Annotated in this window: 13 protein-coding genes; 4 read left to right on the top strand and 9 right to left on the bottom strand. The window is 41.4% G+C overall.

Features of this window, described 5'->3' with window-relative positions; translation table 11 throughout:
• The first annotated feature begins 37 nt into the window (after window positions 1-37).
• Complete coding sequence (locus GKO22_RS07520) at window positions 38-940, top strand: TIGR01777 family oxidoreductase (RefSeq protein WP_166333737.1); 903 nt, start codon at window positions 38-40, stop codon at window positions 938-940.
• 26 nt (window positions 941-966) lie between these two features.
• Here the strand turns inward: GKO22_RS07520 and GKO22_RS07515 are convergent, their stop codons facing one another.
• Both GKO22_RS07515 and GKO22_RS07510 read right to left on the bottom strand, forming a co-directional pair.
• Window positions 967-1,644 (bottom strand): YiiX/YebB-like N1pC/P60 family cysteine hydrolase, encoded by a 678-nt coding sequence (locus GKO22_RS07515; RefSeq protein WP_166333735.1) that lies wholly within the window; start codon window positions 1,642-1,644, stop codon window positions 967-969.
• 689 nt (window positions 1,645-2,333) lie between these two features.
• Entirely contained in the window at window positions 2,334-3,479 is a 1,146-nt protein-coding gene (locus tag GKO22_RS07510; RefSeq protein WP_166333733.1) for a metallophosphoesterase family protein, read from the bottom strand.
• Between the two features lie 1,046 nt (window positions 3,480-4,525).
• Between GKO22_RS07510 and GKO22_RS07505 the strand changes: the two genes are divergently transcribed.
• Window positions 4,526-5,356 (top strand): M12 family metallopeptidase, encoded by an 831-nt coding sequence (locus GKO22_RS07505; protein WP_166333731.1) that lies wholly within the window; start codon window positions 4,526-4,528, stop codon window positions 5,354-5,356.
• Between the two features lie 85 nt (window positions 5,357-5,441).
• Here the strand turns inward: GKO22_RS07505 and GKO22_RS07500 are convergent, their stop codons facing one another.
• The 6 genes from GKO22_RS07500 to GKO22_RS07475 all read right to left on the bottom strand — a co-directional run bounded on the left by GKO22_RS07500 (window position 5,442) and on the right by GKO22_RS07475 (window position 11,538).
• Window positions 5,442-6,434, bottom strand: coding sequence for a beta-ketoacyl-ACP synthase III (locus GKO22_RS07500; protein WP_166333729.1), 993 nt, complete (start codon window positions 6,432-6,434; stop codon window positions 5,442-5,444).
• Between the two features lie 438 nt (window positions 6,435-6,872).
• Window positions 6,873-7,505 carry a superoxide dismutase gene (locus tag GKO22_RS07495; protein ID WP_166333876.1) on the bottom strand — a complete coding sequence of 211 codons (633 nt, stop codon included), beginning with the start codon at window positions 7,503-7,505 and terminating at the stop codon, window positions 6,873-6,875.
• Between the two features lie 105 nt (window positions 7,506-7,610).
• Window positions 7,611-8,174 carry a Crp/Fnr family transcriptional regulator gene (locus GKO22_RS07490; protein ID WP_166333727.1) on the bottom strand — a complete coding sequence of 188 codons (564 nt, stop codon included), beginning with the start codon at window positions 8,172-8,174 and terminating at the stop codon, window positions 7,611-7,613.
• Between the two features lie 11 nt (window positions 8,175-8,185).
• Window positions 8,186-10,033 (bottom strand): mechanosensitive ion channel family protein, encoded by a 1,848-nt coding sequence (locus tag GKO22_RS07485; RefSeq protein ID WP_166333725.1) that lies wholly within the window; start codon window positions 10,031-10,033, stop codon window positions 8,186-8,188.
• Between the two features lie 87 nt (window positions 10,034-10,120).
• Complete coding sequence (locus tag GKO22_RS07480; RefSeq protein ID WP_166333723.1) at window positions 10,121-10,720, bottom strand: alpha-ketoglutarate-dependent dioxygenase AlkB family protein; 600 nt, start codon at window positions 10,718-10,720, stop codon at window positions 10,121-10,123.
• Complete coding sequence (locus GKO22_RS07475; RefSeq protein ID WP_166333722.1) at window positions 10,696-11,538, bottom strand: methylated-DNA--[protein]-cysteine S-methyltransferase; 843 nt, start codon at window positions 11,536-11,538, stop codon at window positions 10,696-10,698. Before GKO22_RS07475 ends, GKO22_RS07480 begins: the two co-directional genes overlap by 25 nt.
• Before the next feature lie 189 nt (window positions 11,539-11,727).
• Here GKO22_RS07475 and GKO22_RS07470 point away from each other — a divergent pair, with 189 nt between their 5' ends.
• A complete protein-coding gene (locus GKO22_RS07470) occupies window positions 11,728-13,476 on the top strand; it encodes a chloride channel protein (RefSeq protein ID WP_240920183.1) in 1,749 nt (582 codons plus the stop codon).
• 63 nt (window positions 13,477-13,539) lie between these two features.
• Here GKO22_RS07470 and GKO22_RS07465 read toward each other — a convergent pair whose 3' ends face one another.
• Window positions 13,540-14,814, bottom strand: coding sequence for a deoxyribodipyrimidine photo-lyase (locus GKO22_RS07465; protein WP_166333718.1), 1,275 nt, complete (start codon window positions 14,812-14,814; stop codon window positions 13,540-13,542).
• Between the two features lie 209 nt (window positions 14,815-15,023).
• On the opposite strand from GKO22_RS07465, the gene GKO22_RS07460 reads away from it, so the two are divergent.
• On the top strand, window positions 15,024-15,887 hold the full coding sequence (locus GKO22_RS07460) for a hypothetical protein (RefSeq protein ID WP_166333716.1): 864 nt from the start codon (window positions 15,024-15,026) through the stop codon (window positions 15,885-15,887).
• The last annotated feature ends 3 nt before the right edge of the window (window positions 15,888-15,890 follow it).

Here is a 15,890-nt window from a genome sequence, read left to right as displayed (position 1 = left end):
CCGTGTAGACAGGCGCTTCGCATAGATACTTTTATATATGAAAAACATTCTCGTATCCGGTGGAACCGGTTTTGTAGGTACTAAGTTGGTGAACCATCTTTTAAACGCATTTCACGATGTGCAGATTACAGTGCTAATTCGTAATGAAAAAGATCGGCAAGAGCGATCGCGCGTTCGTTATTGTATATGGAATGTGAAAGAGGGTTTTATTTCTTCCGATGTACCCAACGATATTGATACGATCATCCATCTGGCAGGTGCAAGTATTGCTGAGAAACGTTGGACGAAGAAACGTAAGAAAGTGCTTTTAGAAAGCCGTACGCAGAGCACCAAATTATTAGTTGACTGGGTCAAAACAACAGGAAAGCGAGTGAAGACCTTTGTGTCGGCTTCAGCAATTGGCTGGTATGGTGAAGCTACTACGGATCGCGCTTTCGTCGAAGAAGATCCGGCGGCGAATGATTTCCTAGCGCATGTATGTGCCGAATGGGAAGCAGCCGCCAGACCACTAGTTGCTACTAATGTACGAACTGTTTGGATTCGTACGGGCTTGGTGCTGCATCCAGATGGTGGCATGTGGAAAGAAATGAAGAAAGCATTTGCTTTTCGCGTCGCGCCTCGATTTGGTAATGGTAAGCAAGTTTTTAGCTGGATTAGTCTGGATGATTTACTTCGTCTGTATACGTTTGCTGCAGTTACTCCTACAATAGCAGGTGCACTCAATGCGGTAGCGCCAAAACCCGAACAGCAGGCGATCTTGACCAAAAAACTACTAAAAAAGACTTCAAGTTTTGCAATCGGTATGCCGATCCCAGCATTGGCGCTTAAAATTGGCTTGGGCGAGTTATCGCAAGAATTATTGAAACATGCTCCTGTTTCTTCTAAGAAAGCAGAAGAGGCCGGTTTTACGTTTCTTCATCCAACGCTAGACGATTTATAGAACATTTTCTGATAAGCTGCAGGCATTTACTGCCATTGTCCGATATATTCTAATTTGTCACTAGCGGCAAGTCCATTGGGATTGCAACCGGGTAATCCTTCTGGTACTTCCAGATTCATTTTATGATAATAACTTTTCCAAAACGTATCTGTTTGCTGTGTAGTTGGATCGATGAATGTCATAGGTTCCAACATAAAGATCTGATCATCACGGAAAATCCGCTCTACAAAGTCCGAGCAATACAGCGAATCATCATTCAGTATATAAGTGAAGTTGTAGGGGCGGCCCAACCATTTTTTAGCCTGCAAAAGCGCATTGCCAATGGCATACCGATATGGTATTTTTAATCTGTATACGGCAAAATGTTGGTTGTCATCAGTATTATTAGCTAAGAATTCTGATAATGATTCTCGCACAGTTCCAGTCTTGGGATTTGCATGTAGTATAAAAATTGAATCTCGCGAGATCTCTATCATCGCTACATGATCGAAAGCTGTTTTTGCACTTGTTTGTGTGACACGATCGATAGCACCCGAAAGGTTGACCGTCGAGGCATCAACAAAAAGTAAATCACCATTTTGCATGATGAGATCCGGGGCTTGATGGATAGTTTTCGATTGTCCAAACGTTGTTAATGTCGTAGTCAGGGACAATAATGCACTAAAGAGAATATAGTGTAACCGATGTTTGCTTATGCTGCCCATGCCCAAATATCGCTATTTCCACCCAGATACTGGTGGATTTTCGCAGACTCGTTTCGTCGGTTCGGGAGGAATCGGCTTTTGTTTTTACTGATAGATTGGCCTACACATTACCATTGCGCGGAGATAAATCGATCCATCTCATCCATTTCTAAAAGAAAACCATGTGAAATTAAAACGCTAAATCAGCTGATCAACAAACGCTATAAAGCAAAGAGAGGTGATCGCATGGCGATCACCTTCTTTTATAGTTGGTGTGATAGTGTCTTTTGTAAACCCGTTAAAGTATCTAACCTTTAAACTCAAACCCATACTTGCAACAAGCATGCCAATATTTTTCCTATAGATAATAAACGCGGCGACTACAATATTAGTATACTATTTCTATGATTTTTTTACTGGAATGGTCAGATGATAAGCATAAAAAAAGACTTTCAACCGGGGAGGATGAAAGTCTTTAAACTAACCAATTATTAACCTAAAATTATGAATGCACAAAGGTACATAATATAGGTGTAAACATCAATTATTTTTTAATATTATTTGATAATTAACTAACTAAATAGTTTTAGCTAAACTGTTGTGTTGTATTTTTAAATGAGAAATTTGCGTTATAATGCCTTTATTGATCTAATAAATCTATTATGCGAACATAATAATTGCTTGACCGTTTACTGACGTGGGTTGTGATTTTATAGATTCGATTCCACCTTACCGTTCTTTAGTACAAACGAGAAGTGATCTACACATTCCGGTTTCTCATGGCTATCGAATGCACCAGTTAATGCAAAATAAGATCCCGATAACTTCAAGTTATCACTTTCGACCACTTTCTCAATGGTCAGTGCAAGAAATCCAAAGCGAGTGTCGCAATAGCTTTGAAGTTCTACTTTGCCATATTTTGTAGCGAGGGGAGAAACGGTGGGGTTAGCATGTGCTGCCACTTGGTGTAGGTCAGCATAGCCGCCAGCTCCAGCAACAATATAAGGTACGTCTTTAGTTGGGTAATGCTTTACAAATCGCTGGTAATTATGTACATGTCCGCTAAATACCGCGTCTGGGAGAATATCTATTTCCTGAAAAGCTTCATCCAAAAGCTCAATCATTCGCGTGCTAGAACCGTGATTACTATCCGAAGAATAAGGAGCATGATGGAGGCATATTATCAATGCCTGCTTATCGACGGATGCTTTTGCGCGTTGCAACTCTTCCTTAAACCATGATTTTTGTTCATCGTCAATCATTCCATGTTTGTTGATGTTCCCATACAAACCAATGATACGGGCTAATGGTGTCTCTAATGTCCAATACACATGGGGTTGCGTGCCGGTCAATCGTTTGCTATTTTGCCCAAACCGAATAGGAGTTTGCTCTTTGCTGCAAAAAACGTGTGTAAATGCTTCTAAGCTCTCATAAGGTTCTACTAGTGGATTGATATCTCCATCGTGGTTTCCGGGTATAGCGAAAATAGGCGCATCATAGTGATCGTAATGCGATAAGAATTGACTGAAATATTCGGAAGCTTCGCCATGATTGTACACCACATCGCCTAAATGATAAAGGAAAGCAGGTGAATCCTCGCTATCGATACGATGAGTATTGATACTTGCCGCTAGTACAGACTGGAAAGGAGAATGTCTTGCACTTCCTGTGTCTCCAACTAGATGAAATGTCATCGACTCTCGCAGTTTTTCAATTTTTTCGTGAGGAAGTAGCTTGCTTAATTCCAGCTTGTAAGGGTAGATTCCCGTAGGTTGAGGTAAGACTTTGAAATTGTGTGCATCATTTACCGCGCTGTTTAATTGGACGGGTATGCTATATTTTTCTGAGTTCGACATGTTACCAATTTGTTCTATGGTTTAAGGTATATAATACATTGGAAAAAAGAAAGATTTTCAAACGGGGAGAATGAAAATCTTTACTAACCAATTATAAACCTAAATTTTGATAGTACAAATATACGTTACATAGATCTATGTGCTTGGCCTTCTCGTGTTAAATAATTGTGAAATAATCATCAGACAAAAATTCCCATCAAAGTGCCAGTTTAAGATCAATAAAGCAACTTTTTAAGTGTAAAACTCTTAAAATGAAATGATAACCATCGTTAAGCGAATGATTTAATTGATTAATAAATTCACTTTTAAGATATTTTATTAATTAATTATTTCTAGCTTCGTAGATGTAAACGTGATTATTTGATTTTCCACTATATGTCAATTTGTGTAAATAAATAAAGAAATCCAGATTAAACGTGTTGCTATTGCAAATGATAAACTTCTAAAGAAACCTACACTGCCTACGATAAATGTTATAGTTTGTATCGTCCTACATGGGGCGGGATGATTACCCAAGATCGAAGTGCGATCATCGAAAATTCGATGTTTGATGACGCTATGGGATTGGCAGGTATCTTATATCCATTTTAATGAATTCTCTTAGATAAAAAGACGGTGTAAAGATGTTAATCTTTGCACCGTTCCTGCATAGTAAAGGAACGTACGTACATTTCTTTAAAGCGATTATTAGTTTGTAAATCATCAACGAGTATTTGGGTATTGGTCTTAACTAATAGCGGTATGAAAATGGATCGATCTGCCTCCGAAGATGTCAGCAATATTTTTATTAGGCACATGTCCGGATTTTGAGACAATTAATGGAGATATTTATATTAGATATTCTAGCCGTGCTTCTGCCAATAAAATATCGGTTTAGCCAACCGGTAGTGATACAAATTCAATATCATCAAGGAGTATTTTAAGTAAATTTTTTGGGCAATATTGATAAATTTATAGCTTAAAAATAATGATTGTTATTTTTTAAGTGTATATTGTTAAACGCATGGAAATAATCTATGCAATTTCACACACTAACTAATAATATCATGACTAAAAAATCGAGTATTTTGAGATGGTCGGGAGTGATAGCGCTTTCGTCTATTTTTGCTATCTCATGCCAGAAAGAAGTGTCAAACGAAGGGTCTGAACTGCTTAATGATGACATGGCTAATCGTGCGGTAGTTGACTATAGCAAATACAGTGGCGATAAGCGCGCAGAAGCATGTCGAGTATTAACAGTGGATAATAATACGGATCCAAGAGGTGCCGCCTTAACGTCGAAAGTTTGGCCTCGAGGACAAGTTATTACCGTTAGCTTTATCGGTGGTAGTGATTTTGTGCGAGAGCGCGTCATATTTTACGCCAAAAAATGGGAAGAACATGCGAATATTAAGTTCAATTTTATATCAGGTAACGCGGGTACATTACGTGTTTCATTTGTAGAAGGTGCGGGATCCTATTCTTATGTAGGCACAGATGCATTACGTATTGCTCAAAACCAAGAGACAATGAATTTCGGATGGTTTACTAACAATACGCCAGAACAAGAATTTAGCCGTACCACCATTCATGAGTTTGGCCATGCCCTAGGATTAATACACGAACAACAACATCCGGAAGCAAACTTAGATTGGGATCGAGATTTTGTATACGAATATTACGCAGGTGCACCCAATTTTTGGAATAGACAACAGGTAGATATAAATCTATTAAATAGATACAGTGTTGCGCAAACCACCTTTAATGATTACGATCAGTATTCTATTATGCATTACGCGATCTTAGGTAGACTGATCAACCAATCGACAAATACGCCTAATAACACGACGTTATCAGAGGGTGATAAGGAGTTGGCAGGTATCCTGTATCCATTCTAAATAGATTTAGAATTAAAAAAACGGTGTAAGTTTTGACTTACACCGTTCCTGTATTTAATATCTCTAGTTTCTCACTCGTGCTGCACTATTCAATCATCCAGCGAAGTAAGCTTGCCCCCCAAGAGAATCCAGCTCCGAAAGCAGTTAGCATCACTAAATCACCTTTATTCAATTTTTTTACGTTTTCCCAAATACACAATGGAATAGTAGCCGCAATGGTATTTCCTAAATATTCGATGTTAGAAAGTGTTTTACCCTCTTCCATGTTGATTTCTTTACCAACCGCGTCGATAATGCGTTTATTGGCTTGGTGTGGCACTAACCAGCGCACATCTTCCACCGTTAGATTATTTCTGCTCAACACATGCTTGCAGGCATCGCTCATGGACTGAATCGCTTGCTTAAATACTACTTTGCCGTCTTGACGAATGTATTTTCTTTCGTTTTCAACGATTACATCGCCATTAAATGGATACAATGATCCACCAGCTTCAATGTTTAAGTACTCTTTGCCGATACCATTGCTTTGCAAGAACGCATCCATAATGCCTTCTTCTTGCGTAGGTTCTAGCCAAACGACACCAGCCCCATCTCCAAAAAGTATATTAGTAGATCTATCTTCAATATTTACGAAAGAACTGATATTATCAGCACCCACAACGACGACATTGCGATAGCGATTCGTTTCAACGAGTGAAGCACCTAAATCTAAAGCATAGAGAAAGCCAGAACAGGCTGCATTCACGTCGAATGCCCAGATATTTGTAAGCCCTAATTTTTCAGCAATTAAGTTAGCGGTTGCGGGCATCAACATATCGGGTGTTGAGGTAGCAACCAATATCGCATCAATATCAGAGATATTGCGCTTATACTCTGTCACCATATTACGTATAGCAGCCACAGCCATATCCGAAGTAGCTAGATCTTTCTCTAAGATGCGTCGTTCTTTGATTCCAGTACGTTTTACAATCCACTCGTCGGAGGTAGCACACGCTTGCTCCAAATCATGATTTGTTCTTACTTGTTGGGGAAGGTAACCACCTATCGCTGTGATCGAAGCGTATTGTCTATTGTACATGCTCTGCAACTGTATCTCTCCTGTAAACGTTTATTCTGTATAGTTATCGATTTTTGTGACGCAAATTTCTTCGATTGTCCAGTATGCGTTATCATCTCAACTATAAGGAAGTGCATACTTACTTGCCTGTGCAAAAATACATGCAAATATCGTGAAAAGTTATTGTAAATCGTAAGTTATTTTTATCTATGTCAAACGAGGTTATATCTAATATTATGACCTGTTTACCACTGTTTTGCAGTTATTTTGTATGGTAGATAACGGTATTCAGTTATCAAACCTGTACGAACTATTACCGCAAATTGACGAATTAGCCACAGATATTGTTTGGATAAACAGACCTGCTGTTCGCCAACTGGTTTAAAATAATAAGGCTTGTTTTCGACATGAGAAAACAAGCCTTATATTTATTTACGAGTAGTTATAAGGTCGCAAAAATTATTTCTTAATTGCTGCTTCGTAACGACGACTCACCTCAGGCCAGTTCACAATAGTCCAAAATGCGCCTAAATAATCTGCTCTTTTATTTTGATATTTCAAGTAATAAGCATGCTCCCATACGTCGATCCCTAAAATTGGAGTACCTTTTTGCTCCGCGATATCCATTAAAGGATTATCTTGGTTTGCAGTAGAAGAAACGAATAATTTGCCTTTGCTATCTACAGCCAACCAAGCCCAGCCCGATCCAAAACGATCAGCACCCTCTTTGTTTAATTGCTCTTTCAATTTGTCAATTGATCCAAAGTCCTTATTGATGGCTGCTGCCAATGCTGCGGTTGGTTTGGTATCTTTATTTGGTGTCAAGATCGTCCAAAACAACTCGTGGTTGTAATGTCCACCTGCATTATTGCGAAGCGCAGCAGAACCAGACGACACTTTGGCAAGAATTTTTTCGAGACTTTCTTTCTCCATGGCAGTGCCTGCTACAGCTTTATTTAAGTTGGTGGTATATGCTGCGCCATGTTTCGAGTAATGGATTTCCATGGTCTCCGCATCTACAGCACGCTCCAATGCATTGTAAGCATACGGAAGTGGTGCTTGTTGGAATTGTGCTATGGCTGCTTGGCCCATCACCAAGGCCGATAGTAAAAATGTCGCTTTAAAAAATTTCATGATGTTCTAGTTTTTGTTCGTTATTTAAACAAATAAAGATAGGGATAGTTTTATAGAAGATCCCTAATTTCCTTTACGAATTCTGCTCAAACTTACCTGCGTAACGCCTAAATAAGAAGCGATAAATTTCAACGGAATGCGTTGGATTAGTTTCGGGTGTTCGGCTAGCAAGGCGTTATACCGTTGAGTAGCAGAGAGAAGTTCTCTTGATATCGCACGACGCTCGGCTTTCAGTAATTCGTATTCTGCTAGCTTTCGGCCCCAGTTGGCCCAGTGTATGTCCTGATTGTAAAGAGCCTTTAAATCTGCCTTGGCAATTTGATAGAGCTCGCAATCTTCGATCAGCGCGATGCTTTCATAGCTAGGTATATCCATCACATAGCTTGCCATCGATAGTACCGCTTCGCCCTCCTGACCAAACCAGAACGTAATCTCGCCCTTTTCAGTTTCGGCATATGCGCGCACCACTCCGTGTTTGATTAAATAGAGAAAAGGCTCTTGTCGGTCTGCTCGCATCAGTATATGTCCCTTTTTGAGCGTGATTAAACTGATCTTCTCTTCTAGTCCTGCGACAGAATCGGGCGGCAAAGGATGGATCTTTTCTAATAAAAGCGTCAGACTACTCATGTGGATATTACTTAGTGAAGCTTATCGTCAGATTTTGTGCCAAAAGCGTCCGGTAGATCGCGCTTATTCCCGTCTCTTATCGCGTTGTAATGCGGTGAAAGCAACTCAATATCGGCTTCGTGAAATACATCCATCAAACTTTTATGCAATTCCGAATAGATTTGCGCTTGTTTGTTCGGATGTTTGGTGTAGGCATTAATTTGGTACGTAATGTAAAAATCATCCAAACTATTTTGCAAGACAAATGGAGCGGGCTCGGCCTCGATAAATTCTACTCTTAGTGCGGCTTTGATAGCTAATTGATGCACAGTCTGCCAACGTGTTTCGTAAGACATCGTCAAGTTGGTATGTATAATCAAGCCCTTTTCTTGCGAATCTGCACTATAATTGATGGTGTGGCTATTCATCACCTGTGAATTTGGTACAGAAATAACCTCATTTTTGGTCGTGCGAATACGCGTGACAAGTAACGATTTTTCGATGATATCACCACTAAGATCGCCAATTTTTACACGATCGCCCAGCGAAAATGATCGCATATAGGTAAGCACCAATCCGGCTACAATGTTTCCTAATGCACCAGCGGAGCTGAATGTAAAAAGCACACCGATAAAAACCGATACGCCCTTGAAAATGGAAGAATCTGATCCTGGTAAATAAGGGAAAATCACAATCATCAGAAAAGCTAATAGCAATACGCGTAAAATATGGTAGGTAGGCAATGCCCAATCTGGAAAAAAACCAGGAATATGCAGTGCACCGGTACGCAATTCGCCAGCAAAGAATTTCAATACTTTGAGCGCATAGCGAAATACCACGCATATCACGATAATCGTAATGAGATTGGGGAAATATGCTACAATCGATGCGCCCATATCACGCAGTGGATTCAGAAAATAACCGAGCAATACCGGCGTGTAACCGCGCGTGCTCGGAAATAAATTGAGCATCATTGGCAGGGCCAAATAGATCACCGTAAGAATTAAAATCCATTTCACAGCCGTGATGATGATCCACAGAATGCGGACTTGCCTTGCGGGAGATATCAGCTGATAACCGCGGACTTGAACACCCTGTAGTCTTTTCCCACGATTCACGATTAGCTTCCGTCGTGTCCAGGTCGCTAGTCGGCTCATGCCGATCACGAGTAACGACAATACCGTAATGATTAGCGCGGCTCGTGATAAGGAGATCAGCAGATTTTTTAGACTCGTCTCTTCCCGGTGCTTAGTGATGGTGGCTTTGATTTCTTGCAATTTCATCGCCGCTAACGAAGCGATATCAATATTCGTCCACAATGCATCTTGATCATTGAAGCTAATAATCATTTGGTCATTCCAGGCAATGATCCAATTGTTTTCATTTTCCCAAGCGCGCAGTGAATCGACTTGAAAATCGAGATTGGCGGCAAGATTTCGAATGCGTTCTTCAATCGCCATAGCGCGATCTTTGGCGGTGTAACTACCCAAGCTGGTGTATATTCTAAAAATAGTATCTCTAAATGGTATAACCGGTACGCCATCGTTCAGGAGCTTGAGCGAATCCACCTTTTGCTTTCTGCGAGCCAATAAAATGGAATCCCGACTTTGCAGCACGCGCAACTCTGCTACCAAACGCTGGTTTTCTTGCCGATCGTTTAGTTGCAAACTGAGCAACTGATTTTCGAGTGCCAATCGTTTTACCGAGTCGCGTCGCTGTTGTTCCATCAGCTGCATCAGATCCACAGAACGTTGGTTGATCGCCGTGACGGTATCGGCACGTGATTGCAACGTATCTTGACTCGGCTGCTGAAATCCGTATGCGATCGCAACGCAAAAAAAGAAAAGAAGGGCAATGAAAATTTTGGTAATAGTTGTCATATAAGGTATATGCCGAATGGTGAACGCTGGATTCTGCCGTAAAAGTACAACATTTCAAACATTCAGCGTAAACCTGTACTTATTTGTTTATCGCTTTATCATGGTTCGGAAAGTCAGATTTACACGCGGACTATTTACTTTTTTGATGGGTGGAAGTCGGTGTAGCCAATACTGCTGTGTCGTGCCAGACATCACGAGCAAACTACCATGTTCTAGCTGAATGTCGATCTTTTCTTTGGATTCTTTGTGCTTGAAGCAGAATTTGCGCTGCGCGCCAAAACTTACGGATGCAATAGCTCCGTGCTTCTTCAATTCCGATTCGCCATCGCTATGCCAAGCCATGCCTTCGCTACCATCATGATACAGATTTAATAGGCAGGAATTAAATGTTTCGCCGGTACGTTGTTCTATCTGGTCTTTGATCTTTAATAGTGCTGGCGTCCAGGCTAGGGCGCGTTTGGTGGTATTCGAATAAGTGTAGTCGAAGGCCTGATCGCCATACCAAGCTACTTTTCTCTTCGTGACGATATGTTTACCAAAGATCACAGCCTCGTCGTTTTTCCATTCGATATTCGCAAGGAGCTCTTTCAAAAAGTTGTCCGCTTCTTGTTGCGTGCAGATCATGCCATAATATACGCTGCTACCGTCCTTCGGTAAATATTCTATTGGCTTTGTGCTGCTTCCCATCCGATGATTGCTTTTTTTCTGTTTGTTCCCCACATGTATCCGCCAATGCCGCCTGTGGTCTGAATGACGCGGTGGCAAGGTATTAAAAATGCAATGGGATTTCTTCCGATGGCGGTGCCTACTGCTCTGTGCGCCAAAGGTGTCCCGATATCATGGGCAATTTTTCCGTAGCTAGACAATGATCCTGAAGGAATCTCTAATAAACATTGCCACACCTTAAGTTGAAAATCTGTTCCCTTTAGGTGCAGCTTTATTTGTGGCATATCTGTCCAATCATGTTGAAAGATATCCAGTGCTTTCGCCTGCATATCATTCCGCCTTGCGGTAAATGTGGCTTGTGGAAATTGGGCGATTAATTGCTGCAGATCTGCTTCTGCCTCTTCGGCGATGAAGCTGAGATGGCAAATGCCTTTGTGTGTATTCGCGATTAAAACTTCTCCAAACGGGGTGGCGTTTACCTGATAGTCAATCTCTAAATTTTTGCCACCATGCTTATATTCAGCGGGCGTCATCCCTTCCAATTGTATAAATAGATCGTGCAGGCGGCTGGTGCTCGACAAACCGGTCGCCTCGGCAGTTTCCCACAAAGTAGCGCGTTCTTTGCTCAATAATTCTTTCGCATAGTTCATACTTATGTATTGCAAGAATCGTTTTGGCGTAGTGCCCGCCCATTCGGCAAAGAGCCGCTGAAAATGAAAAGGGCTGAGGTGTACTTGCTCCGCGATTTCATCCAAGCTAGGCTGCTTGCCATAATTCTCACTAATAAAAGCAATCGCTTTTTCAATGCGTTTATAATTCACTACGGTCAAATTTTCCATGTCCTTATTCTATCTATAATCCAAAGTTCCGAAAGATACCACGTAAATAAAATCCGAAATTTGCTGAATTCCAAACACAATCCCTAATTTTGCAAGGAATTACTTTACTACTGTCATCCATTCCTTTCAATAATAATGAATATACCCGCCAAGCTCTACCGTTTCATTGATCAACTCAACAAATGGCGTATGCAGAAAATTTCGAACAGAAATTTTTTAATATTGGTCGCGTTGCTGGTGGGTATTGTTGGCGGATTGGCCGCAGCATTGCTGAAAGGTATGACGCACGGTATTGCTGCGTTTTTGCAAGATGAGGTACGTTCGCAATATAAGTATTATGTTTATTTACTTTTTCCACTTGTGGGTATTTTGCTCAGTGTGGTGTATGTGCGTAGATTCATCCGTAAGAAAGAATTAGGACACGGAATGACGCCGATTATGTATGCCATTTCGCGTAATTCCAGTAAGATCGAGCCACACAATATTTATTCACAGATAGTCACCAGTGCTATTACCGTTGGTTTTGGCGGCTCTTCTGGTCTAGAAGCGCCGATTGCTTATTCAGGCGCTGCCATTGGTTCAAATATGGGGCGATTCTTTGGTCTGAGTTATCGTGAAGTCACGTTACTATTAGCGTGCGGTGCGGCTGCTGGTATTTCTGGTGCGTTTAATAGTCCGGTGGCAGGTATGATTTTCGCTATCGAAATCCTGCTTCCAGAGTTTTCTATTCCCGTATTTATTCCCTTATTGATCTCGACCGCTACGGCAGCCGTGATTTCGCGTTCCATTTATAGCGAGCCCTTATTTCACCTTGTTACCGACGATTGGGTCTTTAGTGCTTTGTTTTTCTATGTTCTACTCGCTTTTATTGTAGGTGGTTTCTCCGTTTATTTTGCAAAACTCGCCGGCTGGCTACGCTTGCAGTACAACAAAATTCATAACCCATACCGTAAGGTTTGGATCAGTGGAATCAGTCTCGGTGTATTGATCTTTATTTTTCCGGCGCTGTATGGCGAGGGATATTTGGCGATTCAGCAAATTCTCGATGGCAATCATATGGCTATGTTACAGAATAGCATATTTGCGGAGTACAGTCAGACGGGCATTATGGTGGTGATATTTGCACTGTGTACCGTTTTTGCCAAAACGTTTGCGGCACTCATTACCTTAAATGGTGGTGGTAATGGGGGCGTCTTTGGACCAAGCTTAGTCGTCGGCGGTTTGTTGGGATTTGCCTTTTCTTATGGTTTGAACCTGACGGGAATGGTTGACTTGAATGTGGCGAATTTTACCGTAGCCGGAATGGCTGGAGCACTCGCCGGCATGATGCATGCACCATTAACAGCTATCTTCTTGATTGCCGAAATCACGGGTGGTTATGCCTTGATGGTGCCATTAATGTTGGTTACAGCAATTGCTTACCTCATCAACCGTGTGGTACTCAAGCATTCCATCTATACCAAAGGATTAGCGGAACAAGGCGATTTGATTAGTCATGAAGATAAGGATCGTACGGTGCTGAGCATGATGAAGCTTCGCTATGTGTTGGAGAATAATTTTACCATCCTACGTCCTGATGAATATCCTCAAGATAGAAGCCATGATATCATCCACACAAAGCGCAACATATTTCCAGTAGTAGGAGAGGACGGTAAGTTTTTGGGCGTCATCTATAGTGAGCGTCTGCTAGAAATCCTGTTGGGCGAACAACCCGAAGGTTTGAAGAAGACCATGGCTGAATTGGCTGAAAAACCGATGGATACGGTATCGCTGGAAGCCAATATGGAGTTGGTGATGCAAAAGATGAATCGGGAAGATGTATGGATTTTACCTGTATTAGATGCAAACGGCTTTTATCAAGGTTTCGTCTCCAAATCTGCAGTATTCAATAAATACCGCGCATTACTGGTGCGACAAGCTTCTTACTTCGATCAATAATAAGCGCATTTTCTGAGCGGAAGAAAGATCCTAAATAATAATGCGCCGATCTCGGGTGGATTATTATTTAGCTTTGATGGAATTTTCCTCGTATTTCAATCCCTTCGGGTAATGCTTGGCCAATGCATCTTGCCAACTTATTCCAGTAAGATTGTCTTTTTTGCTTGTGCCCACTCCGGCAATATGCGACCAAATACCATAAGTTGTAGCTGGATTATAGTCCAACAAATGTTCCTCGAAAAAAGAGGCGCTTTCCAACCATGTATTATTGGTTTCTTGCAGTAAGTAAAGTGCTAATATGGTGCGTGCCTCCGAAGGCAGATTGCCTGTGCTTCGCAAGATATGGATCGCTTCATCAATAAAAGGTTGCCCCGTATTCCCCGATCTCCACTCCAACTCTTCTGATGCAGCAGTAGCATGCTCCGGTGGCGAACTGTGATGTCCTTGCAGTTTGAAATATACATTAGGATATTTCTTGAGCATAAAACGATAATAATCTCGCCAAAAAAGTCGTGCTGTTCTGCGTTCCAACCGTTTTTTATTGGTCGGTGTCATGGCTGCATGCAAGCGATGGTACACCAAAACGGGTGATAAAGCCCCTGTAGCCATATAAGGTGACAATAGGGTGTAATCGTGGAAACCTTTGTATGAGTCGTTCAAGATCAAGTCAAGATTTTGCAGACCATGCTGCTCGCCGCCGATCAATTGTTTTTGCGTTGCCGAAGCAATCTCCTCGTCCGAGAAACCTAAATCTGACAAAGTCGGTATTTCCGTTACTTCCAAGTGATTAGGGATCAGTATTTGATTGATCTCGGGCAGTGTAGGTCGTACTTGGCTTTCCCGCTCGACCTTCTTTTTGAAGAGGGCAAAGGAATCGGGAATATCGCGTACTGGAAAAGGAAGATCCTCTTTATGATACATCGTGTGCCCGATAAAATGCTTCAGATTGATGCGGTTGGATTGCCACAAGGCAGATTCAACTTTTTCCGAAATCTTCGTCTCACGCTGAGCTACTTCCCGATGGTGATACACCTCATCGGCATCGTACTTCGCCGCCAAACGCGGTATGATTTCCTCGGGATAACCATAGTAGGTCATAAGATCCCCTTGCAAGTTGCGAAGGCTTTGTTTGAAAGATTGCACCGTCTCTCGGATAAACTGCGCACGCAAAATACCCGTGTTTTTAGCGCCATATTTATTGGTGCTGTAATAACGAGGGTCGAAGCAATATACGGGGATCACCAAATCGGCTTTCTGGACTGCTTCGAGTAGAATCTCATTGTCGTGCAAACGCAAATCATTCCTGAACCAGACAAGAACAACTCTCTTTTTATCCATAAATTATGTGAATCTTACCAATCACAAATATAAGTTTTCAAGAGCGTAATCGCATTATAGGTCTTATATTTGACACGATTTAGACATTGGTCAGTACGTATTAATCCGTGAAGCTTGCTGCGACAAAACAAATCTTTTGATGCACGTGTTCTAATCTTGAAATTAATTCTACTTATAAAGTTCTGTAAGAACACTATTAAAATCAAAGTATGAGTATGCTTATCAGTGGACTTAATAGTTATTTGGGGAGACGGGCTGCGAGTAATTTGGCTTCCGATGATTGCCAGGTTTATGGCCTTATTCGAGATGCCAAGCTATTTGAAGCAACCGGATTTGAACCAGTAACAGCTACTTTGCTGTCCGTCGATTTATTACGAAAAGAACATGCTTATACCGATTGTGCCATGGCTAACCTCGGCGTCGGTATTTGTTTCGCGCCATCGTCCAATTTGGACGATCAGGTAAGCTTACAGGTGGAATTGACACGCTTGAAAAATTTCATTACGCTCCTAAAAACAAACAAATGCAATCGTGTGGTATACTTCGCTCGTTTGGTCGATCAAGAGTATATTCGTTATATCCAGCAGCTATTTATCGATTACCAGATCGACTATACCATTGTGATTGCCAATATCGCGTTAGGAAAACACAGCTTGGCCGATCGCTATTTCAGACAACTGCTGACGGAGAAATATGTGTGGTACGATGAAGCGATGGCTAACGTGGAGTTTCGACCGATTGCGGCTTTGGACGTGCTGCGCTGGATAAAGACAATAGACTGGCAGAAAGATTTTATTAACCAGGTATTGGAGCTTGGCGGAATCCAAAAGATGAGCGTACGCGAACTCTTTCGGATGTATAAAAGTATCAATAAAGTGAATAACGTGGGTGTAGCGGTGCCACATTTTATCCATACCATGCTCTTCCAACGGAAGAGAAAGCTACAGCAGGAAGATCACCTAGAGATTAAGCGCATGTTTCGCTATGAATATCCATTGGATAACACAGCTTGGGCTAAGCATGTATCTTTTTCCTTCACGCCGATAGAAGAAGTCATTCTGAATGATCAATAAAAT

Source organism: Sphingobacterium chungjuense (assembly GCF_011316935.1).
Taxonomy (GTDB): domain Bacteria; phylum Bacteroidota; class Bacteroidia; order Sphingobacteriales; family Sphingobacteriaceae; genus Sphingobacterium; species Sphingobacterium chungjuense.
Note: the sequence above shows the minus strand (reverse complement) of the source record. Positions and strands in the feature narration are given on the sequence as shown.

Coding starts and splice junctions, on each gene's coding strand:
- GKO22_RS07510 (WP_166333733.1), bottom strand. CDS start 3,479: ATGTCGAACTCAGAAAAATATAGCATACCCGTCCAATTAAACAGCGCG.
- GKO22_RS07460 (WP_166333716.1), top strand. CDS start 15,024: ATGAGTATGCTTATCAGTGGACTTAATAGTTATTTGGGGAGACGGGCT.
- GKO22_RS07505 (WP_166333731.1), top strand. CDS start 4,526: ATGACTAAAAAATCGAGTATTTTGAGATGGTCGGGAGTGATAGCGCTT.
- GKO22_RS07465 (WP_166333718.1), bottom strand. CDS start 14,814: ATGGATAAAAAGAGAGTTGTTCTTGTCTGGTTCAGGAATGATTTGCGT.
- GKO22_RS07485 (WP_166333725.1), bottom strand. CDS start 10,033: ATGACAACTATTACCAAAATTTTCATTGCCCTTCTTTTCTTTTTTTGC.
- GKO22_RS07500 (WP_166333729.1), bottom strand. CDS start 6,434: ATGTACAATAGACAATACGCTTCGATCACAGCGATAGGTGGTTACCTT.
- GKO22_RS07520 (WP_166333737.1), top strand. CDS start 38: ATGAAAAACATTCTCGTATCCGGTGGAACCGGTTTTGTAGGTACTAAG.
- GKO22_RS07490 (WP_166333727.1), bottom strand. CDS start 8,174: ATGAGTAGTCTGACGCTTTTATTAGAAAAGATCCATCCTTTGCCGCCC.
- GKO22_RS07470 (WP_240920183.1), top strand. CDS start 11,728: ATGCAGAAAATTTCGAACAGAAATTTTTTAATATTGGTCGCGTTGCTG.
- GKO22_RS07475 (WP_166333722.1), bottom strand. CDS start 11,538: ATGGAAAATTTGACCGTAGTGAATTATAAACGCATTGAAAAAGCGATT.
- GKO22_RS07480 (WP_166333723.1), bottom strand. CDS start 10,720: ATGGGAAGCAGCACAAAGCCAATAGAATATTTACCGAAGGACGGTAGC.
- GKO22_RS07495 (WP_166333876.1), bottom strand. CDS start 7,505: ATGGGCCAAGCAGCCATAGCACAATTCCAACAAGCACCACTTCCGTAT.
- GKO22_RS07515 (WP_166333735.1), bottom strand. CDS start 1,644: ATGGGCAGCATAAGCAAACATCGGTTACACTATATTCTCTTTAGTGCA.